At 50.4% G+C, this 20,038-nt stretch carries 19 protein-coding genes; 5 read left to right on the forward strand and 14 right to left on the reverse strand.

From position 1 onward, the window contains the following. Window positions 1-53: 53 nt before the first annotated feature. The gene (locus tag BUC30_RS00460; protein WP_073422932.1) at window positions 54-2,666 is read left to right on the forward strand and encodes an ATP-dependent helicase C-terminal domain-containing protein; all 2,613 of its coding nucleotides are present in this window, start codon (window positions 54-56) and stop codon (window positions 2,664-2,666) included. 10 nt (window positions 2,667-2,676) lie between these two features. On the opposite strand, the gene BUC30_RS00465 is transcribed toward BUC30_RS00460, so the two are convergent. The 14 genes from BUC30_RS00465 to thiL all read right to left on the reverse strand — a co-directional run bounded on the left by BUC30_RS00465 (window position 2,677) and on the right by thiL (window position 16,895). Further along, window positions 2,677-4,254: a choice-of-anchor I family protein gene (locus BUC30_RS00465; RefSeq protein ID WP_073422934.1), complete on the reverse strand. Its 1,578-nt coding sequence runs from the start codon at window positions 4,252-4,254 to the stop codon at window positions 2,677-2,679. Window positions 4,255-4,287: 33 nt separating this feature from the next. After that, window positions 4,288-4,746: a hypothetical protein gene (locus tag BUC30_RS00470; RefSeq protein ID WP_073422936.1), complete on the reverse strand. Its 459-nt coding sequence runs from the start codon at window positions 4,744-4,746 to the stop codon at window positions 4,288-4,290. Between the two features lie 10 nt (window positions 4,747-4,756). Further along, window positions 4,757-5,716 carry an adenosine kinase gene (locus tag BUC30_RS00475; RefSeq protein ID WP_073422938.1) on the reverse strand — a complete coding sequence of 320 codons (960 nt, stop codon included), beginning with the start codon at window positions 5,714-5,716 and terminating at the stop codon, window positions 4,757-4,759. Beyond that, window positions 5,716-6,609: a rhomboid family intramembrane serine protease gene (locus BUC30_RS00480; RefSeq protein WP_073422940.1), complete on the reverse strand. Its 894-nt coding sequence runs from the start codon at window positions 6,607-6,609 to the stop codon at window positions 5,716-5,718. The genes BUC30_RS00475 and BUC30_RS00480 overlap by 1 nt, the downstream gene beginning before the upstream one ends. Beyond that, the gene (coaD, locus tag BUC30_RS00485; RefSeq protein ID WP_073422942.1) at window positions 6,596-7,177 is read right to left on the reverse strand and encodes a pantetheine-phosphate adenylyltransferase; all 582 of its coding nucleotides are present in this window, start codon (window positions 7,175-7,177) and stop codon (window positions 6,596-6,598) included. Before coaD ends, BUC30_RS00480 begins: the two co-directional genes overlap by 14 nt. A 19-nt stretch (window positions 7,178-7,196) precedes the next feature. Beyond that, the gene (gene rsmD, locus BUC30_RS00490; RefSeq protein ID WP_073422944.1) at window positions 7,197-7,739 is read right to left on the reverse strand and encodes a 16S rRNA (guanine(966)-N(2))-methyltransferase RsmD; all 543 of its coding nucleotides are present in this window, start codon (window positions 7,737-7,739) and stop codon (window positions 7,197-7,199) included. A 1-nt stretch (window position 7,740) separates the two neighbouring features. Continuing rightward, window positions 7,741-8,730 carry a hypothetical protein gene (locus tag BUC30_RS00495; protein ID WP_073422946.1) on the reverse strand — a complete coding sequence of 330 codons (990 nt, stop codon included), beginning with the start codon at window positions 8,728-8,730 and terminating at the stop codon, window positions 7,741-7,743. After that, complete coding sequence (locus BUC30_RS00500) at window positions 8,727-9,638, reverse strand: type IV pilus biogenesis protein PilM (RefSeq protein ID WP_073422948.1); 912 nt, start codon at window positions 9,636-9,638, stop codon at window positions 8,727-8,729. The genes BUC30_RS00495 and BUC30_RS00500 overlap by 4 nt, the downstream gene beginning before the upstream one ends. Before the next feature lie 33 nt (window positions 9,639-9,671). Further along, window positions 9,672-10,145 carry a ComEA family DNA-binding protein gene (locus BUC30_RS00505; RefSeq protein WP_073422950.1) on the reverse strand — a complete coding sequence of 158 codons (474 nt, stop codon included), beginning with the start codon at window positions 10,143-10,145 and terminating at the stop codon, window positions 9,672-9,674. After that, window positions 10,132-10,884 (reverse strand): 3-deoxy-manno-octulosonate cytidylyltransferase, encoded by a 753-nt coding sequence (locus BUC30_RS00510; RefSeq protein ID WP_139260758.1) that lies wholly within the window; start codon window positions 10,882-10,884, stop codon window positions 10,132-10,134. Before BUC30_RS00510 ends, BUC30_RS00505 begins: the two co-directional genes overlap by 14 nt. Window positions 10,885-10,890: 6 nt before the next feature. Further along, a complete protein-coding gene (gatC, locus tag BUC30_RS00515) occupies window positions 10,891-11,172 on the reverse strand; it encodes an Asp-tRNA(Asn)/Glu-tRNA(Gln) amidotransferase subunit GatC (protein ID WP_073422954.1) in 282 nt (93 codons plus the stop codon). Between the two features lie 95 nt (window positions 11,173-11,267). Then, complete coding sequence (locus tag BUC30_RS00520) at window positions 11,268-13,790, reverse strand: ATP-dependent helicase (protein ID WP_073422956.1); 2,523 nt, start codon at window positions 13,788-13,790, stop codon at window positions 11,268-11,270. 196 nt (window positions 13,791-13,986) lie between these two features. Beyond that, window positions 13,987-15,912: a GspE/PulE family protein gene (locus BUC30_RS00525; RefSeq protein ID WP_244536409.1), complete on the reverse strand. Its 1,926-nt coding sequence runs from the start codon at window positions 15,910-15,912 to the stop codon at window positions 13,987-13,989. Next, window positions 15,909-16,895 (reverse strand): thiamine-phosphate kinase, encoded by a 987-nt coding sequence (gene thiL / locus BUC30_RS00530; protein ID WP_073422958.1) that lies wholly within the window; start codon window positions 16,893-16,895, stop codon window positions 15,909-15,911. Before thiL ends, BUC30_RS00525 begins: the two co-directional genes overlap by 4 nt. Window positions 16,896-16,959: 64 nt before the next feature. Between thiL and BUC30_RS00535 the strand changes: the two genes are divergently transcribed. Genes BUC30_RS00535 through BUC30_RS00550 form a run of 4 tightly spaced genes read left to right on the forward strand, consistent with a single transcriptional unit; the run spans window position 16,960 to window position 20,036 of the window. Then, entirely contained in the window at window positions 16,960-17,415 is a 456-nt protein-coding gene (locus BUC30_RS00535; protein ID WP_139260759.1) for a hypothetical protein, read from the forward strand. A 17-nt stretch (window positions 17,416-17,432) separates the two neighbouring features. Then, on the forward strand, window positions 17,433-18,413 hold the full coding sequence (locus BUC30_RS00540) for a hypothetical protein (RefSeq protein ID WP_073422962.1): 981 nt from the start codon (window positions 17,433-17,435) through the stop codon (window positions 18,411-18,413). Between the two features lie 40 nt (window positions 18,414-18,453). Next, window positions 18,454-19,308, forward strand: coding sequence for a hypothetical protein (locus BUC30_RS00545; RefSeq protein WP_073422964.1), 855 nt, complete (start codon window positions 18,454-18,456; stop codon window positions 19,306-19,308). Window positions 19,309-19,361: 53 nt separating this feature from the next. Further along, on the forward strand, window positions 19,362-20,036 hold the full coding sequence (locus BUC30_RS00550; RefSeq protein WP_073422966.1) for a hypothetical protein: 675 nt from the start codon (window positions 19,362-19,364) through the stop codon (window positions 20,034-20,036). Window positions 20,037-20,038 lie beyond the last annotated feature (2 nt).

A 20,038-nucleotide genomic window follows, 5' to 3' on the forward strand; every position in this document is an offset into this window, starting at 1 on the left:
GGTCAATGCGCCGGGGTCAACTTTTTTAAAGAGACCTAAAGAGAACATCTACAATGCGCACGTACAAAGATTTAGCCATTGCCGAAGAAGAACAAAAGCTCGTAGACGCCGTCAACAAGACGAACAACTTGCTCGTCGAAGCGCCCACCGGTAGCGGTAAGTCTTTGTACATCCCATGGTTCTTGAGCAATCACTTCAGTGGTCGCATTGTCGTATTGCAACCGAGACGCATTGCAGCACTCGCCCTCGCGCAATACTCCGCGAAACTCCACAACGAACCCTGCGGAAAGACGGTCGGTTACCAGTTCCGCCAAGACAGTTGCAAATCCAGCGCTACGCAAATTTTGTTCCAAACGTACGGTAATTTTTTGCAGGAACTTCTACACGGCAAAATGAACGCGGAATGGGTCATCTTCGACGAATACCACGAACGCAAAGCCGACATGGACTTGCTCTTTGCGTACTTGCTCAAATTGCAAGCCGCAAGCCAAACTTCAGGTAGTGAAAGTATCAAAGCGCCAAGAATCGCCGTCATGAGTGCAAAGCTCAACCGCGAAGAAATGGAACAAGCGCTCGGCGTCAAATGTCTGGAACTCGGGCATCCGCTTTATCCCGTACAAATTCTTCACCAGAAACCCGTCGCAGGCACAAACATCAGCGCAGGTCAGGGAATCGAAAGTGAAGTTGTCCGTGCATTGCGCACGTTGTACCGCAATAACGTTTGGCAGACAACGCTCGTATTCTTGCCGGGTAAAGCAGAAATTGCCAAATGCCACACCGCCGCGAGCGAAGCTCTGGGCGACAATGTCGCCGAGTTCCTTGAACTCTACGGCGGTCAAGACCGCGAAACGCAAGACCGCATTTTCGAAGAAACGGAACGCCCGCGCGTCATCTTTACGACCAACATTGCAGAAACGTCTATCACAGTTCCAAACGTGACAGGCGTTGTTGATAGCGGCATTGAGCGCGTCAGTGAATATGACGATAGCGAAAAAGTGAACGTACTCCGCACACTTCCGATTTCATTGCAGAACGCCATCCAGCGCAGTGGCCGTAGTGGCCGTACACAGAACGGTTGTGCCATCCGCCTCTGGACCGAAGATGCCGAGAAGCACATGCCACAAGGCATCGTGCCCGAAGTCTTGCAAATCGAACCCTCGGAACTTTTATTGCAAAAGGCAGCGCTTGAAGATTCATGGGCCCTATCGCCTAACGGCTCCAGGGAGACAATTGATGATGACGTCATTGCGAGCCCCAAAGGGGCGAAGCAATCCCAAATAAAACTGCCCACGGCGATTCCAGAAGCGCGCGAAAAAGTCGCCACCGCGATGCTCAATAACTTCGGCATGTTGCAAGAAGGCAGCATCACGGAACTTGGCAAGCGAGCCATCCAAACACCGATTTCAAACATTCCGCTCGCATTGATTTTGGCAAAAGCAACAAGCGCCGCAGACCTCCCCGACTTGCTCCTCGCAGCCATGGCATGGATCCATTCCGGCACAGAATTTGTACAGAAATCTAAAAATACACTCAACTTGTTCACGCTCGCAAGCGATACGCTTTCTAAAGCCATCAACGTTCCACGAGAAGTTTCGTTCTCGCTAAAGCAGCTCCGCGACTTCCGCGACTCATTAAAGGAGATGCCCGTTCACTCTCCGTCTTCACATTTCATGGCGCAACAGCTTCTCGCCGCATTCCCAGATGCACTCGCCACTCCAAGCGGTAACGTTTACAAGTTGAGCAACGGCAACACAATCCGTTTGCAGGTTTCAGAGCCGCCTTACGCATTGCTCGCGCTCTCCATGCTCCGCACTGGTGGCGGCAGCAAATCCGAACTGCGCGTAAGCCTTTACGCTCCAGTGCCCAAAGAATTGCTCGACGGCGAAAGCGAAAACATCCGCTATGAACTGTTATGGCGTAGCGGTCAAGAACGCTTTATCGGTGTCGAGATTCATGAAAGCGAAAGCCCCAACGGCGACGTCCGCGAAACAAGCCGCAAAGAAATCCTCCCGCAAGAAGCATCGCCCAAAGTCCTCGAAAAACTCAAAGAGCTTACCGCCGAAGCTTGGCGCGACAAACTCGAAAAAGAAAACTGGACCGGTCGTTACCTCACCGAAAACATCCAGACGCTCCTTATCAAGATGCGCCTTGCGGCAAAGCTTTACCCGGAATACGGTCTCCCCGAATTCAATGACGAAGATATGGAACTTATTCTAAACGAGCTTACGGACGGCATATTCCTTTTGCGCGACATCAACGAAGACCGTTACCGTAACATTGTCGAAGATTACTTCGGCAAGTCCATGCTTGCATGGTTGCAAAAAACGTTCCCCGATCATTACGTATTGCCCAACGGCAAGCGTGCCCGTTACAGCTATCAAGAAGTCGCCACCGCCGATGAACAGAGCAGCGGCAAGATTGTGCAAAGTGCAGACGGCGTTCTTGTCGAGATATCCGCACGCATCGAAGACTTTATGCAGCTCCGCGGCGAGCACAAAATCGCAGACGGCAAGCTCAAAGTGCGCTACGACATTCTCGCACCGAACTTCCGCACGATTCAAAAAACATGGGATCTCACAAGCTTCTGGCAGAACACCTACGCCGAAGTCCGTAAAGAACTCCGCGGACGCTATCCAAAGCACCCGTGGCCAGAATCAGTCCTGTAGCGCGAAGCGCCTATTTTACTGCGTACACGGCGAGAGTTTTGCTGTACTCGTAGCCAACAACTAAAAGCGGTTCACCGTTCGGGCTCTTTTCAGCAGGGATAAACAAGATGCCTTCAGGGCCGCGATCTTTCGGGTCTAAATAGAAATCTTCCAGTTTCGGAGCATTCCCGCTCTCGATTCCCGTAATGTCAAACACGGCAACGCCACTCGTGCGTTCCAGCCCAACAAAAGCATAACGCTTATCGCCCACAATACCCGTCGTCACGTTTTCCGGTTCGCAGCCCTTGTCTTCACTGCGGGCATCCATCTTGACCTTGCCCTTCTTGGAATTCCAGTTAAAATAATCAGGCGCCATCTGAGCCATCGTCTGTTCAAAAGCGTCGCCAGAATCCCACATCAAGTGCCCCGTTTCGCCATCGAAAATGCTTATCGAGCGCGTTCCAAAGCTATACATGTAAGGGCATCTGCCATTCTCCGTCTTATCCGGAGCCACATTGCAGCGTTCCAAATTGCTCACAGAAATGTTCTTCACCTCTTCGAGCATTTCGGTCGTAAACACGCTAGGATCCAGCAAGCCATTCTGAGCCAGCATCATCGGAGTCGTCACATCCGTCCAAGCCTTGTAATCATTGACCGGAGCACCTTCATTCGCCGTAAGCACAAACGTCTTTCCGTTCACAGTGAACGCCGAAATTCCATCCGGTTGGCGCAAGCCTCGCAACGGATAATTCTTGATTTCAATTTTTTTGTTTTTCTTGATGTCCAGACCAAATCCCGGCTTGGAATGGTCCACATAACCGAGCGGGAACACATCCAATAATTTTTTCGATTCGACATCAAACTTCACAAGAGCATTGTTCTCTTGCAAGCTCACCCACGCGGTTTTAGAATCCTCGGAAACCGTAATATATTCCGGTTCAAGCGACTGAACAAAACTCTTCACGCCCGTCTTACGAACGCCCTTTGCCATCAGAGCAAGCGAATCCTGTTCGCCAAATCCGACAACCGTCTTCTGCGGCTTTTTCCAAGCTTTCGCCAAATCAGCAGCACTCGACACATTCACGCCAGCAATCGACAAAACACCAATGCCGCCTTCCGGGTCTTCCACAAAATTTTCATCCGGAGAACCTTCGCATGCCACGAGCAAATTCTTTCCGTCCGGAGTAAACGTAATCATATCAGGCATGTAGCACAGTTCATGTTTACCAAGAACTTCAAGTTTCTTGTTGTAGCGCATGACCTGCACATGTCCCATTTTCCATTCGGGGTTGTTCAAAAGACTTACCGCTACGAGGTCACCATTGACCGTCACGCTAGAGGCGCCACCCGGCAACTTGACTTCACTTATCTTTTGGGGCTTTGCGGGGTCTGCCATATCGACCACTTCCAAAACATTTTCGCCGCCAACCACGAACAGCACTTTCTTTTCGGGCATGTACGCCGAGATTTCAGCCGTCGTCATCGGAATGGATGCAATCTGCTTCAGAGTCGAACGCAAATGGAACGGTCCTGCCGGCACATCCGATTTTTTAGCAAACGAAAAGCCCGCGCACATAAGCAGGCTCATGACGAAAGCGGTTCTTTTCATTTCAACTCCCCGCGGCGGTGCCGCGACTAAAAATTAATCAAGAATCAACCACATGATAAGCATGCCAAGACCAAAGCTACCAAGCATCGATGCCGACTGCATCATCATGCTGTTCTTTTCATCTTCCTTAGCTTTGGCATCCTTGGCTTTTTGCTTTTCAGCCTGTTCCTGACTTGCCTGCATTGCAACGCTCAATGCCTTGGCACAAGTTTCGTTGTTCTTCTTGAGCGTGTTGTAGCTCTGTTCCCAGTTTTCGCACTTAGCCTTTTCCACTTCGAGATCCGACCGCAGCGATTGCTTTTCTACAGTGCATGCGCTATCGCGAAGTGCCATCACACTATCGCGCACGGCAAGTTCTGCGACAAGTTCAGCCTTCTCGGCATCACGTTCAGCAGCTTTCGGTCCCGCAGCATATCCAGCCACAGCAAAAGCAAGCACAAGCAAAGAGCACAAAATCCAAGACTTCACAAAAGAACGAACAACAGAAACCATATTCCCTCAATTACATCTGGGCGTAAATGCGCTGCCAGCCTTCTTCCGGAATCTGGGCGCCCATCACCTGAACGACTTCGTTCGAAACAATGCTACCGAGCTTGCCCGAGCGTTCCATATCCCAGCCGTTCATGTAGCCATAGAGGAATCCCGATGCCCAGAGGTCACCAGCGCCCGTCGTATCGATAGCCTTTGCAGCACCCGCAGACACGCGAGTTACCACGCCATCCTTAGCGATCAAGGCACCGCGCTTGCCAATCTTCACGACCGCGACCTTAGCCTTCTTCGCCAAGACTTCGAGAGCCGCTTCTTCCTTGACACCGGCATAAGCAAAAGCTTCATCTTCGTTAGCGATGATGATATCAATCATCTTTTCTTCGAAGAGTTCATCGAACAGCTTGCGGCAAGCTTCGACCACGCCGAACGAGCTAAAGTCGAGAGCTGTTTCGACACCGAGGCTGCGCGCGAGCGTAAACGACTTCTTGAAGCATTCGCCATTAAATGCACGGTAGCCTTCAGCGTAAAGGAGTCCCACATCGTCATAAAGAGCCGGAGTAAAGTCATCCGAACCGAGGAAGTCCGAAGCGCCAAGGTAAGTCCACATGGAGCGCTGGGCATCCGGAGTCACAGCAGAGAAAACGCAACCTGTAGCGACATCGCTCATCCCGAGCTTCGATTCCACGCCGTTATTCATCAAGTGTTCCTGGAAAAGCTTGCCGAGTTCGTCATCGCCAATCTTCGAAATAAAAGCAGCCTTGCCATGCAAGCGAGAAAGACCGACCATGGTATTGCAAGTCGAGCCACCCGGCACGCGAATCGGATTGTCAAGAGCGCCGAGGAACTTTTCCATCTGCGGCCAGTCGACCATGTTCATGCCACCCTTCTGTACACCCTGAGCTTGAATCCATTCATCGCTCACGTTAGCCAAAATATCAACAAGGGCAGCGCCCATACCAAGAACTTTCTTCATTAGAATCCTCCGCGACGGCGACGCAACTTGTCACCCGCTTTTAATAAAAAATCACGTTCCGATTCACTCAAGGACTGGAGGCCTTCGCGTTCCACCTTCTTGAGGATTTCGTCCATGCGCTTCTGTTCATTTACGTAGAACACTTCACCTTCGAGAACTTCCGGTTCATCGGAACGGCGCGAGTTCGAACGCGAACCCGAACTACGGTCTCGATTATACTTTTCAGGGTCTCTGGAGAACAAACGGAAAATAGCCGAAAGCGGTGAATTGTAAAGCACCTTCGCTCCGTTCTGGAAAATTGCCATGTAAATAAACCCAGCGACCACACCGCCCAAGTGGGCAAAGTGCGCAATCATGTCGCCCGAATTAGCAAAGAGAATATCAAGCGCAATCATCACCCACATGGCATTCTTGATTCGCATCGGAATGACAAAGAACATGAGGATAACGCGATCTGGGAAAAACTTGTAGTAAGCGACAAAGACACCCATCAAGGCGCCCGACGCACCGATAATCGGATTGTTCGTGAGCCCGAGGACGCACATGAAGAAACTGAACAGCGCCGCAAAAATGCCACAGAAAAAGTACATTGAGACAAAATGACGCGTCCCCATCCATTCCGCGACCTCTGAACCGAACATCCAGAGCATCAGCATGTTGAAGAAGAAATGCATAAAGTCAAAATGGATGAACATGTACGTTACATAGCGCCAAAGCTCCAACGGAACTCTCGGCATAAAGGCGCCGTAGTAGTTGATGTAATCCGTGAGGCTCCCATAACCAGCCCCTAAATTAACTTCTAGTCCACGCCCAAGAAAAGCGATAATGAATACGACTGCATTCGCAATCAATAGCGTCTGCAAGGCCTTGGGCAAATATTTAAATGGCTTCATAATTTTTCCTAAACTCTTTTAAAAGCATGGAGACCATGTTCTTCGGCACATATTTAGAAATGAGCGACTTCTGTTCGGCAGCACTCTTCTCTGCACCACACTTGAGGAGTTCTCGCACAAGCGTACTGCTCACCACGAGATGTTCCTGCGCACTGAGCAAAAGTACCGTTTCAACATCGCCATTACCGTAAATGACCTTATTGTTCCAGGCGACCGCCTGTTCTGCATCCAAGTCAGAAGAATTGCGAATTCCACGCACCAGGTAATGCGCGCCCACCGATTTCATAAAATCGACCGTCAGCCCACCATGGACGGCGACCGATACATTCGGGAATTCAGAGACCGCCGCCTCCACCATCGCCTTGCGCGTTTCGGCATCAAACAAGTTTTTCTTGCTTGCATTCTGGGCGACAAGTACAATCAGGGAATCAAAGATGCCGGCGGCACGTTTTACAAGGTCAAGGTGACCGACTGTAAACGGATCGAAGGATCCCGCAAACACCGCCACACGGTGTCCGCAGCCTTCCTCCACAACTGATTTTTTCTTTGCTTTAGAATTCCACACCATGTGGTATAATGTACAAAAATCACGCCCTAATAATTATCAGCGACGACTCGCCATAGCGGCGAACTTGCCCCTGAAAATCATCACCCTTAGCCCATTCAGGCAACTTGCGGCTCGGAGCCTCAAAAACAGCCACACCACCAGGGCTCAGCCATTCGATAAACGGTCGCAAGTCCGGGTAATCCATGTCCTTGAACGGCGGATCCGCGTAAATCAAGTCAAAACCGCCATCGGCACAGACAATCTCTTTCTTGAGCGTAAGCACGCTTGTTTCCAGAAGCTTGAGCCTGGAATCCATGCCGACCGACTTGTAGGATCGTTCAATCATCCTCGCCTGCGGACGAGCAAGTTCCACCGCAGTCACACTTGCTGCCCCACGGCTCAACGCCTCAAGCCCCATAATGCCACTGCCGGCAAAAAGGTCCAGCATGCGGAATCCATCGACGCCCTGCAATATGTTAAAGAGAGCTTCCCTCGTGCGGGAAGCTGTCGGACGTGTTTTCATGGTATCCGGGGACTCGATATTGCGTCCCCGCAAAGAACCGCCAGTAATTCGAATCGGCATACTAGCGGAGAACGAACATTTCGACGCGCAAGTTCGTAATCAGGAACTTCTTGGCGTACTTCAAGTCAGCCTTCGGTACACCCATGCGAATCGGGGAATTAGCAAATGCATTCATGAAGTTCAGCAAATCAGCAAAGTCCGAAGTCGTCGACACGTTGTACGCATAGCGTTTGAACACACCGAAGTCTTCAACAACAGGCTTTTCCAAGCCCTTCAGCTGAACCTTGTTCGAAGCGGCAAGATTCTTGAGAGCCTTGACTTCTGCCGGAATTTCTGCAGCAGGGACAAAACCACGCACAGCATCGAGACGCACCTGCGGAACAGAGAACTGTCCAAACACAGCCACTTCGGTAGCCGCTTCAGATGCAATCGGCGACTGGAACTGCTTACTTACAGCTTTAAGTCTATCCATAAGTGTATGCTGCGAAGAAGCCTTCATAGCAACACCGCGCAAGTAATAGTAGTTCGGAGCCTGGTACACGCATTCCGAGAAACCGATATCATCCGGGGCTGCGGTATTGAGGAACGAAAGGAACTGCGGCAAGGAAGTCTTCTGATAAGAAAGCTTCTCGAGCGGCAAATAACTGCCGTAGCCTGTTCGTTTGTTATTAAACAGGACCTGCGGATTGATTTCGGCAACAATGTCCTTTACAGGCATAGCGGCACGAACACGAGCCACCGCTTCTTGCTGCTTAGCAAGCTCTTCGGCGGTCGGACCGGCAGGGGTCGTCGTGGTTGTCGAACTCTTCTTCGCCCCAATCAAGTTGAGGTAGGAATCCGGGAACACGCCGTCCAAAACAGCCGGAACACCCATCACGCTCAAGTAGCAGCTAAAAGCGACAACGGCAAACAAAGCCGCAACGGCAACCGTCAAATACTTTCTCTTGTAGCGACGTTCCACATCTGCAACATTCGTCACATGCAAATGCTGGGCAACACTACCGATGGTGGAATTCTTTTCCGCCACCGCAATAAGGTTCATGTGAATCATACACCCTCCATCTGATTGAGAGCGGCGCCAACAGCACCAACACAGCAAATCATGTCAACGGGGTTCACGCTTTCGTCACACGGAAGCTGAGACAAGCCTGTCATCAACGATACCTGGTAATCGCCAAGTTTACTCGTGAGCGCATTCACAAACTGCTCGTTCGAAGCCATCTCACCGCAAAGGCGCACATCAGTCACACCATTGACGGCATTCTCCGTCTGGACAAGTTTCATCTGTTCAACAATCTCGTTCGCAAGAATCGGATAAGCCACGTCTTCGGTCTTACCGACCATCGAAAGCGTCGAGACGCAACGCAAAGCGAGAAGTTCATCGCGGCGCATCCAGGCAAGCGTCACGCCAGCGAAGTCCGCCTTCACCACGCAAACAGCATCCTTGATCTTTTCGCCAACATCCATCACGTTCATGAGCGAAAGCACATCGACTTCCATGGACTTCGGAGAAAGAATGCGGGAACGGAAACCCTTACGCAGAGCTTCGACCCATTCCTTGCGGACCGCCATGATCAGTTCGTTATACCCAAAGGAATCATCGCCACTCAATGTAGTCGAGTCCACGATGTAGGCACTCACATCGGCATTGGTAAACAGTTCCATATACCATTTCAAGTACTGGTCCTTGTTGGCGACAGCCTCTGGCGGTACGTAGACCTTACGGATAATCGACATCGTTGCAGGCATCGTGACAGAAGTCGCCTCGATATCTTTAATCTGGTTTTCGTCTACCCACTGCTGGAGAGTGCTTTCAAAAAGGAAAATATCGTAAATAGGGTTCGTTTCCGTCGGAAGGACAGCCACCTTGACAACCTTCTTTGCAGAAGAATCCACAAGGGCGACCTTCATGGAAGTATCCCCTACCTCAACACCTAGATATAACTTCGTTTCACTCATAAATATGCTTATGTAAAGTTTTATATCCTAAAACTAATCAAAAATTATCAATTGTATCATGTTTTCAAGCTTTTTCTTTCCAATTCCATGCACTTTTTTGAGATCTGAAGGGTCTTTGAACGGTCCAGAGGCGTTTCGGCGCTCTATAATCTTCTCCGCGAGCTTGGGTCCCACCCCCTTTATCGCGCACAAGTCGTCCGCACTCGCCGTATTGATGTTCAGCGGGAACGTGACTTTTTTCTTCGTCTTACGGTGATGCTCGGACGATTTCGGGACGGAATCTGTAAGGGTTATTACTTTGTCGGTATCGTTAAACGGGACCGCACTCGTATCTGCGTCAGGAACCGCTGCCGGAGATGCTACCGGAGGCGCATTTGTGACAACTATAGCGTCACCGACTTCGAACGTTTCGATAGACGGGAGTCCCCACGGGAGGTAGCGGACGGTTAAGCCAATGATAAAGAGGAGGATTGCGAGTTTGAGAATTCTTTTTTCAGATGCGTTCATTGCCTTTTATAGAGGGTTCATCTAATAAGGGATATAATAAACGATCTACTAATATATTCTCGACGTGGGCTGCGTCCGCAGGGACGTCCACGGAAATGCTCGGGTAAGCGCTCTGGACAATGCGGATGGGGCGGCGCCCTAAGATTCGCATCTGCTCCAGCGAGCGTTCCAGCTCAATCTTGTTCTGCGGGAGCGACGCAAACTCGTCGCGAGCTTCGCGGGAGTATGCGTAAATGCCCTGGTGCTGGAACCAGAGGTTCGCTTCTGCAGGCGGCACAGACCTTGTAAAGTCTACAGCCACACCGTCGCGCACGAGCACTTTCACGACGGTCTTGAGTTCAGCTTCTGCGGGGTTCAACGGGCATGCGACCGTCACCCAGCAGTCGGGGTGTTCCGAGAGGTCTTTCGCGACATCACGGAGCACGGAAGGTTCAACGAGAGGCTCGTCGCCCTGGAGATTCACGACAAGGTCAAGGCCAAGCTTTTTAGCAGCTTCAGCCACGCGGTCGGAACCTGTTGCACATTCGCCAGTCATCACGCAGTCAAAGCCAGCCGCCTGGACGACAGCTTCGATTTCGGGACTGTCCGTCGCACAGACAATGCGGTCAAAGCAATCCGCAAGGAGCGCACGTTCCATAGTACGGACAATCATCTCCTTGCCGTTGAGCTTCAGGAGAGGTTTCCCCGGGAATCTGGACGAGCCCATGCGGGCAGGAACGATGCAACTGACCTTGTTCAAGGCGAATTACATCACCTTCGGGATGGCGAAGTGGTCGTTTTCGACAGCCGGAGCGTTAGCAAAAGCCTGTTCGAGCGTAAAGCCCTGCACCGGCACGTCTTCGCGGAGGATGGTTGCGCCGTTTTCGACAGCGGTCATCGGTTCCACGTTCGAAAGGTCCAAAGCCTTCAATGCTTCGAGATGGTCGAGCATCTTGTCCAAGTGACCCTTGATAGCCGGAATATCTTCTTCTGCAATGCTCAAGCGAGACAACTTCGCGAGCTTCAAAACTTCTTCACGTTCAAGCATAAAAAACCTCTTTTTTACAGGATGCAAGATAGAATATTTTAGTAGGAAGTAGGAAGTAGACTGTAGGAAGTGGCTGGTAAACAGCGCCGGAGCAGCTACCCAATCACTTCCAAAGCAGCGTATTTGAGGATAATGGTACGGTTCATGTTCTCACGGTCGAAACGCACATCGACACGAGCGTTATCACCACTGCCATAAGCCTTCATAATCACGCCCGTTCCATACCTGGAATGGCGAACGCGAGCGCCCTCGTGGTACGGATTATCGTACTCGATTGTCGGACCAGATGGAGCAGGCGATTTCACAACCTTCACCGGGTTGCGGTACACGATGTGCTTATCATTCTTCTTGATGGATTGTGGCACAGGCGCCGGGCGCGAACCAAACGAAGACCCGCCAAAACCGCTACGGGAGCCACCAAAGCTACCGCCATGGGAGGCGCCGCCAAACGAGCGATTGCCATACGAATTGCCCGAGCCCGAATTGCCATAAGACGGACGAGATCCATAGTTCGACGAGCCGTACGATGAGCTAGAACGCGTATTCCCCACAAAGCTAGGAACAGACGGGCGTGTATTCAAGCACGGTGTAAAGTCGACAACGGACGGATCCAGTTCCTTGAGGAAGCGCGACGGCGCAAACGGTCGAATGTTCCCCTGGAAGAACCTACGTTCCGCATGGTACAGATAAAGTTTCTTTTCGGCTCGGGTGCAGCCCACATAAAACAGGCGGCGTTCTTCTTCCATCTGCTCGTTGATTTCAGCCATCGAGAGCATCGAAGTTCCACGCACAAGCGGGAAGATTTCGTCATCGCAGCCCGCCAAGTGAACCGTATTGAATTCCAAGCCCTTCGCCATGTGAATCGTCATGAGCGTTACAAGACCCTTCGACGTATCGACCTTCTTATCGCCATCCGTCAAAAGCGAAATATCCTGCAAGAACGCATCGAGCGTTGCACCCGGATGTTCTTCGTCAAATTCGCGGATAGCGTTAATCATTTCGTCCAAGTTCGCAATTCGTTCGTCGGCAGTGACTTCGTCTTCCTTGCGCAAGAAGTCCTTATAGCCCGTATCATTGATGATATGTTCTGCAAGAATCGGGAGCGGATACTCACCAGAAGTCATCATGTTCTTCCAGTTCGTCACAAGGTCGGTAAACACCTTAAGCTTCGGAGCGCCGCGCCCCGTGCCGTTCGCCTCGGCCAATAAGTTGTCCCAGAACGAACCCTCGCCCGCTTTCACCTTGGCGAGTACGCCTTCGACTGTCGTCTTGCCGATGGCTCGCGGCGGAGTGTTTATCACGCGTAAGTAGGCAGCATCGTCTTTTTCGTTAGCGAGCACGCGCAAGTAAGCAAGCACATCCTTGATTTCCTTGCGATCCCAGAATCTTGTACCGCCAAAAATCACCGACGGGATGCGCAAATCGTTGAGCGCCTTTTCAAGCACGCGGGATTGCGCGTTCGTACGGTAGAAAATTGCAGTCTTGGCATAAAAATCAGGCCCCGCCTGAGCCACCGTCTTTGCAATGTTTGATGCTTCGGCACGGTCATCTTCAAAATAGCGCACGTGAATGAGTTCGCCCGCTTCTTCCTTGGAGAACACGTTTTTCTGCATTTCTTGCGGGCGGACGTTATGCGCAATCACGGAACCCGCGCCTTTAACGATGTTTGCGGTCGAGCGGTAATTGCGTTCGAGCTTGACAATCGTCACCGGAGCAAAATCGCGGTGGAAGTTACGGATAATCTTGATATTTGCGCCACGCCAACCGTAAATACTCTGGTCGTCATCGCCCACCACCGTTACGTTTTTCGTATTCTTGTCGATGAGCAACTTCAAAAGTTCATACTGCACGTCGTTCGTATCTTGGTATTCATCCACGACAACGTACTGGAAACGCTGCCTCAGCTGATCAGCTAAATTCGGGACCATCTGTAACATGCGAACCGTATTGAACAGCAAGTCGTCGAAGTCCATCGCATTCGATTCCGCAAGCTTTTTCTGGTAAGCAGCGTAATAGCGCGCCTTACGTTCTTCGTCAGCAAATTCGGCATTCAAAGCCGCGACATCCGGAGTCTGCAAGACAGCATTATTGTTCTTGTACAAAACCGTATTCTTGAAACGGGAAATCGCGCTGTGGACCTTCTTCAATTCATTCACGTCGTAATCGTCGCCAAGATCGTCCTTCAAGATTTCCTTGAGGATGCGCTTCTGGTCATCGTCATCGTAAATGGAAAAGTTTGCATCAAACCACTTGCCGCCAAGCGCCTTGATCACGGATTCCTTGGCCAAGCAGAGTTTCAAAAGCTTAAGACAAACAGAGTGGAACGTGCCCATCCACGTGAACGGCTTACGGCAATTCAAAAGCTTCTGGATACGGTCCTTCATTTCGCGGGCGGCCTTGTTCGTAAAAGTCACCGCCAAAACGCGATTAGAATCGATATTGTGGTACGAAACCAGGTGAGCAATCTTGTAAGTAATGCAACGCGTCTTTCCAGAACCTGCACCGGCCAAAATCAGCATCGGGCCGTTGATTTTCTTCGCGGCAGCGGCCTGTTCCGGGTTCAACTCTTTATCTAAAACACTATCATCAACAACATTGCATTCTACAAAATCGTCCATCTAGCACTCCTAGTCGATATACAGATGTGCAATATAGTAATTTGGTTATTGGTCAATGGTCATTAGTTATTATTTTAGACTCTTACAAAAATAGGAGATCCCCGCTCGTCCCCGTCATCCCCGTCAAGCGAGGACAGGCGCGAGGACAGGTAGGCGGGGATGACAAGATTAATAGTCCGAGGTGACAAGCGTCGAATTAATCGTCGGCAGTGGACGCGCCGATGGCTTGTTCCAAAGTGGTCTGACCCTGGAGTGCCTTATTGATGCCGTCCATACGGAGCGTAATCATTTCGCAAGACTTAATAGCCTCGCGCTTGATTTCGTCACCGGAAGCGCGCTTGATCACGAGGTTACGCACAGCTTCGTTCGGCACGAGGAACTCGTAAATACCGCAACGACCCTTGAAGCCCGAACCATCGCACTTTTCGCAGCCCTTGCCATGGTAGAACTGCATGTCCGGCGAGAGGTGGAGTTCATCGCGAAGTTCCTGCGAGATTTCGACCGGTTCCTTGCAGTTCTTGCAAATGCGGCGCACAAGTCGCTGAGCTAACACACCCTTAATAGCTGTAGACACAAGGAACGGTTCCAATCCCATTTCGAGCAAACGAGGGAAAGCACCGGCAGCGTCGTTTGTATGGAGCGTACTGAAGACCAAGTGACCCGTCAAAGCAGCTTCGATAGCCATCGTCGAGGTTTCTTGGTCACGCATTTCACCGATCATGATCACGTCCGGGTCCTGACGGAGCAAGGCACGAATGCCCGCCGCAAAGGTAAAGCCTGCGGCATTGTTGATCTGACCTTGGTTCACACCGTCAATATTCAATTCCACCGGGTCTTCCATCGTCGAGATGTTGATCGTGGAATCCAAAATTTCTCGAATAGAAGCGTAAAGCGTCGTAGACTTACCGGAACCCGTCGGACCGGTAACGAGCACAATGCCGTTCGGGGCATTAATCGCATCGATAAACTGCTTGAGCACGCGGGCGTCAAAGCCCATTTCCTTAAGCGGGAACTGACCCGAATTCGGGTCCAAAATACGCATAACGATCTTTTCGCAGACACCGCGCTTACGCAAAGAAATCGGGAACGAGCTCACACGAAGGTCAACTTCGGATCCCTTGTAACGCACTGTGAAACGTCCGTCCAACGGCTTACGCTTTTCAGCAATGTCCATCTTGGACAAGAGCTTGATACGCGAAAGAATCTGCGGCATGAGTCGAGCCGGAATCGGAGACATCACCTGCAAGTCACCGTCAATACGGTAACGCAACTTGAGGAACGTCTCTTGCGGTTCAAGGTGAATATCGGAAGCGTGACGTGCAATAGCTTCGTGAATCAAGGTCGTCACGATCTTCACGACCTGGCGGCCTTCTTCGTCGGTCAGTTCCGGTTCATCGCTATTGCCACTTCCACGTTCGACAGTTTCAAGTTCATCCTCGTTAGAACCTCCAATAAGTTCTGCAAGGGATTCTTCGGCAGGACCGTGGCCAGCAAAGAGAATATCGATAGTCTTCTTGATGTCCTGTTCAGACGCCATGACCACATCGACATTGCGCTTGACCTTAAACTTGATAGAGTCCCTGAGACGCACGTTCGTCGGGTCCGCCATAGCGACCACGAGAGCCTGGCGAGCATCTTTCGACACGTAAAGCGGAACAATCTTGTTCGCCTTGCACTGTTCTTCGGGGATAAACTCATAAACCTTTTCATCGAGCTTGATGGAATCGAGCTTGACGTAAGGCACTTCGAACTGGCAGCAAAGAATGTCCGTGAGCTTTTTCTCGTCGATAAATCCTAAATCGATAAGCACACGGCCAAGGCGCTTGCCGCCCGACGTTTTTTGCTTTTCAAGAGCTTCGTTCAGTTTTTCCTGAGTAATAAAGCCCTGGTCCAGGAGCATTTCACCGATACGTTTCTTGGTAACGCTCTGCATCTGGACACCGAGAATATCGGTCAGCTGTTCCTGCGAGACCATTCCCGCCTTCACAAGAACCTGGGCAAGAGTCAGTTTTTTGCCTTTTTGCGTCCAAAACTTAACTTCGTCTTCGGCGTACTTTAACTGGTCTTCGTTAATCAGGTTAACGCGAACCAGCAACTGCCCTAAACTATTTGAATCTTTCATAGATGCGACCAAGCCTGAGCATTCAGGAGTGCCTTAACTCCATCTTGCCTTTTCAAATAAACACCACTGCCACAAGATACCAAACCGATATCGTGGATTTCGCCCTTTTGGGGCACACTTTCTAAATATATACTTTTTGTAAGATTAGAAGTGAACAGAAGTTCGTATTCTTCGCCACCATTTAGTGCAAATTGGAGGGGAGAAAGCCCAAAATACCCGCACATTTCCAAAACATCGGGGTCAATAGGCAGTTTTTCCTCGTCAATTTCGATAGAAACGCCCGACGAGAGCGCAAGGTGGTTTGTTTCGGAACTAAGCCCATCGCTAATGTCCATGCAGGCGCCACGCACCCCCTGTTTGATGAGTTGAGCCCCCGCATCCTCGCAAATTTTCGGGGCAAGGTGGTATTCGACGAGCCTCGGGAAGCGTTTAGCCTCCTCGGGATGGTTCATCAAAATCCAGAGTCCGGCATCGGATTTGCCGAGCGTGCCCGCCACAAAAACATGGTCCCCCGGTTTTGCAGCACTGCGAAGGAGTGTCGTTTTGCCATCAGTTGTGCCGAGGAGTGTTGTCGAAAACATCCCGACATCGCCAGAGACCGTATCTCCACCAATCAACGTAATTCCTCTTCTCTCAAAGCCTTGCGCAACCGCTTTTGCAATTCTGTTTCGAGTTTCTTCGCTCCAGTTTTTGTTCACGCAAAGTCCGAACAGCGCAATCTTGGGTCGACCGCCCATGGAAGACACGTCTGAAACGTTGGACACAATGTGCTTCTCGACCGCCTGTTCCGGACTCGACCAGTCCAGGCGGAAGTGCGTGTTCTCGACCGAGAGGTCCTTGGTCGCAAGCCAGCCATCAAAGATGGCGCAGTCATCCCCCGCCGACAGCCAACCGCGGTGCGTGGGTGGTTCATTTTTTAAGGGAGCGACCCCATCCAATATTTTACGGACAAACCGAAATTCACCAAGATCAGGGAAATTCATATTTTTCAAGGACAATTCAAATTTTCTCCCAATAATTTAACAATAAACTTTCTATACTTTAGGCGTGGGACATATATTTTTTATAACGCCATCATCGCCAGGCAGCCTCGATAAGCTGAACCAGTGGACCTTCCGCTGGCTTTTAGAACATGGTAACATGGCGGAAGATTCCACCCTCTATACTTGCAATTCCATCGAAAGTGCCCAGAGCCTTTTGGAATCAGCCCTCATCATCGGTCAGTCGCCATCGCTCATTATCTTTGACCATGCCGACCACGCTACCGAGAAGAACTTGGCTTTTAGCAAGGAACTCCACAACGGCATTCCCGAATCGTGGATTATCGAAATCATCCCAGACGACATGCCGCTCCCTGAAGACTCGAGCGACAACGGAACGTTCTGGATTAGGCGCCCCATCAACGAAGACGAATGGTGCGCTACGCTCGAAAATGTGCTGCACAAGAACGGCTGCCCGCAGTGGGCAAAATGGACTCAGCACAAGAGCTACAGAGGATTTTAAAACAGAGGTTTTTAACCGTGATTAAAGGCGTCAGCTACTTTGGTGTGCGCTCTCCGCAGCTCGCACACGTAGATCTTGTACATATAAAAGAAGCAGGATACAACGCAGTCCTCCATACATGGAGCGAAGAAGACCTGCAATACTATTACGATACCATGAAGCAGATCGTAAATGATTCTGCCGCCATGGGACTTTCCGTTTACGTGAATCCGTGGGGAGTCGGACGCGTATTTGGCGGCGAAGCTTATTCGGAACTCACAGCGAGGAATCACGACATGTGTCAGGTCGCCATAGACGGAAAGCCTAAGGTTGCCGCCTGCCCGAACCACCCGGAGTTCCGCGCCTACATGCACAAGTGGATTGCCACAGTCTGCGAAACAAACGTCTCTACGATTTTCTGGGACGAGCCGCACTTTTATTTTGAAAAAGGCGGGCTTAGCAACTGGAGCTGCCGCTGCGAAAAATGCCGCGCAAAGTTCCGTACAAAGTTTGGCTACGAGATGCCCGCCGAGCTTACGGATGACGTAAAACAGTTCCGCGAAGAAAGCCTTATTGAATTCTTGGACGAGATGACACAAGATGTTAAAGCGCGCGGCAAACGCAACTGCGTTTGCATGCTCCCACCGTGGTTCCCGGCGGGGCTCGACGACTGGAGTCGTGTCGCGCGCCTAGATGCCGTCGATGAAATCGCAAGCGACCCGTACTGGGAGCGCGGAGCAAGTGAAGAATGGGTCCGTGAAAAATACCGCGAAACCGCAAATAAGCTCGTCGAAGTCGCAAACCGCTACGGGAAATCCGTACAAATGTGGGTCAAGGCTTACCAGATTGAAGCAGGGCGCGAAAATGACCTCGCCATCGCCATCGATGAAAGTCGAGCCGCAGGCATCAAGAACATATTTGCCTGGAGCTACCGTGGCACGGAAACATTAAGTTGGCTGAAAAGCGATAATCCCGACAAAGTTGCAGAGGTATTCCGCACAAAGCTTAAAAATTGCTAATTTGTATTTTAAATACAATTATACACCAAGAGGATCTAAGATGAGAGAAAAAATCATTGGCGCAACGCTTTTACTGGCATCGCTTGCATTCGCTCAATATGAAACAAGCGGCGATTACTTCGGAACAAGCGAACCGACAAATTCCACAAGCGCTTTCGAAAGCACTTCTTACTCCACAACTACCGCTCCTGAAAAAAAGGAGAAAAAAGACCCATACTTCCATGCTCATAGGGGTTTCTATTTTTCGACAAGCCTGACGTTTGGTTACACCTATCTCCGCTACAACAACCACGACGTGTATTACGATGGCGTGGAAATCGATGAATACAAGTTTACCGGTTTCATGACTCCTTATGAAGAAGTCCGCCTCGGTGGTTCCATCGCCAACGTAGCCTCTGTTTACGGTTTCTTGGGATTGGGAATTGGAACAGGAACGTTCAAAACGGAAAGCGTCAACGATAGACATAGCTATGATAGTTACTATAGCTATGACAACGGATTCTATCACAACCAAAGAAAGTACGACGCCACAAGCATAAAGTTCTATTTCGGTGCAGGCTGTGAATTCTACCCCATCCAAGACATCGACAATCCCATGTACGGATTGTTCCTCGGACTTTCTTACGGTCTTGCTGTTGATGGAGCTTTTTACGAAAAAGTCGACACCTATGATGGATACAAATACGACAAGTCCGAAGGATTCATCACTGGCGCCTTTAGATTTGAAGTGGGTAAGGACTTCTGGTTCAGCAGACGCTGGAGCTTTGGTGTCGCCTTCAACTACACTATTGGCTGGCTTGACCTCGATGATTCAGACTACTATGACAGAAGCTATCAAGATAGCGAAACTTATGCTCAACACACCTTCGGTTTGACCATCAGGCTGTCTCACTAAAAAATTAACCAAGGACGCCCGCTAAAAAAAGCGGGCTATTTTTATAAAAAAAAATGATTAAGAAACTACTTGCCACCACTGCTATCGCACTGTTTTTAACATCGCAAGCTTTTGCGGCTGATACGCGCACAGACGCAAGCAAAGTTCACGCCCACCATGGATTTTATTTCTCTGCAGATTTGGCTTTAAGCTACGCAACATCAGAAGACATTGTTCCCCACTGGGATGATAAAGTCGCTCTGAAATGCAATGGCTGGATGCCTTACAGCGAGGTCCGGGTCGGCGGATACATTGCAAACATGGTATCTGTTTACGGAGCTTTCGGTCTTGGATTAGGGAAAGCCGATTATGAAAACCCGAGCGCCCACGATTCAGATAAAAGAAAAATGGACGCCGTCATAATGAAAGCGCTATTAGGTGTCGGTGCCGAATTCTATCCATTCCAGAACAAAGAAAGCGCTCTTTACGGACTGTATTTCGGGCTTAGCGTAGGCTATGAAATGGTCAAGACGCAAGACTACAACGATGGTTTGATCTATCACAGCGCAAAAGATGATTTAAACGATTTCCCCAGCGTCTTTATCCGACCTGAAATCGGTTACGACTGGTGGTTCAGCCCACGCTGGAGATTTGGCGTCGCATTCAACTACTCCTATGGCAAAATTGATGACGACTGGGAAACCAATACAAATCACAGTTTCAACTTTGCCATTAGAATAGCGCGCTAGTT

Origin of the sequence: Fibrobacter sp. UWB7 (assembly GCF_900142945.1) — a bacterium.
Taxonomy (GTDB): Bacteria; Fibrobacterota; Fibrobacteria; order Fibrobacterales; family Fibrobacteraceae; genus Fibrobacter.

Bases quoted from the DNA above. Each gene is read 5' to 3' on its own strand.
- BUC30_RS00545 (WP_073422964.1), top strand. From the start codon at position 18,454: ATGAGAGAAAAAATCATTGGCGCAACGCTTTTACTGGCATCGCTTGCA.
- coaD (WP_073422942.1), bottom strand. From the start codon at position 7,177: ATGGTGTGGAATTCTAAAGCAAAGAAAAAATCAGTTGTGGAGGAAGGC.
- BUC30_RS00520 (WP_073422956.1), bottom strand. From the start codon at position 13,790: ATGGACGATTTTGTAGAATGCAATGTTGTTGATGATAGTGTTTTAGAT.
- BUC30_RS00495 (WP_073422946.1), bottom strand. From the start codon at position 8,730: ATGATTCACATGAACCTTATTGCGGTGGCGGAAAAGAATTCCACCATC.
- BUC30_RS00470 (WP_073422936.1), bottom strand. From the start codon at position 4,746: ATGGTTTCTGTTGTTCGTTCTTTTGTGAAGTCTTGGATTTTGTGCTCT.
- BUC30_RS00525 (WP_244536409.1), bottom strand. From the start codon at position 15,912: ATGAAAGATTCAAATAGTTTAGGGCAGTTGCTGGTTCGCGTTAACCTG.
- BUC30_RS00475 (WP_073422938.1), bottom strand. From the start codon at position 5,716: ATGAAGAAAGTTCTTGGTATGGGCGCTGCCCTTGTTGATATTTTGGCT.
- BUC30_RS00465 (WP_073422934.1), bottom strand. From the start codon at position 4,254: ATGAAAAGAACCGCTTTCGTCATGAGCCTGCTTATGTGCGCGGGCTTT.
- BUC30_RS00480 (WP_073422940.1), bottom strand. From the start codon at position 6,609: ATGAAGCCATTTAAATATTTGCCCAAGGCCTTGCAGACGCTATTGATT.
- thiL (WP_073422958.1), bottom strand. From the start codon at position 16,895: ATGAATTTCCCTGATCTTGGTGAATTTCGGTTTGTCCGTAAAATATTG.
- BUC30_RS00550 (WP_073422966.1), top strand. From the start codon at position 19,362: ATGATTAAGAAACTACTTGCCACCACTGCTATCGCACTGTTTTTAACA.
- gatC (WP_073422954.1), bottom strand. From the start codon at position 11,172: ATGCTTGAACGTGAAGAAGTTTTGAAGCTCGCGAAGTTGTCTCGCTTG.
- rsmD (WP_073422944.1), bottom strand. From the start codon at position 7,739: ATGCCGATTCGAATTACTGGCGGTTCTTTGCGGGGACGCAATATCGAG.
- BUC30_RS00505 (WP_073422950.1), bottom strand. From the start codon at position 10,145: ATGAACGCATCTGAAAAAAGAATTCTCAAACTCGCAATCCTCCTCTTT.
- BUC30_RS00460 (WP_073422932.1), top strand. From the start codon at position 54: ATGCGCACGTACAAAGATTTAGCCATTGCCGAAGAAGAACAAAAGCTC.
- BUC30_RS00500 (WP_073422948.1), bottom strand. From the start codon at position 9,638: ATGAGTGAAACGAAGTTATATCTAGGTGTTGAGGTAGGGGATACTTCC.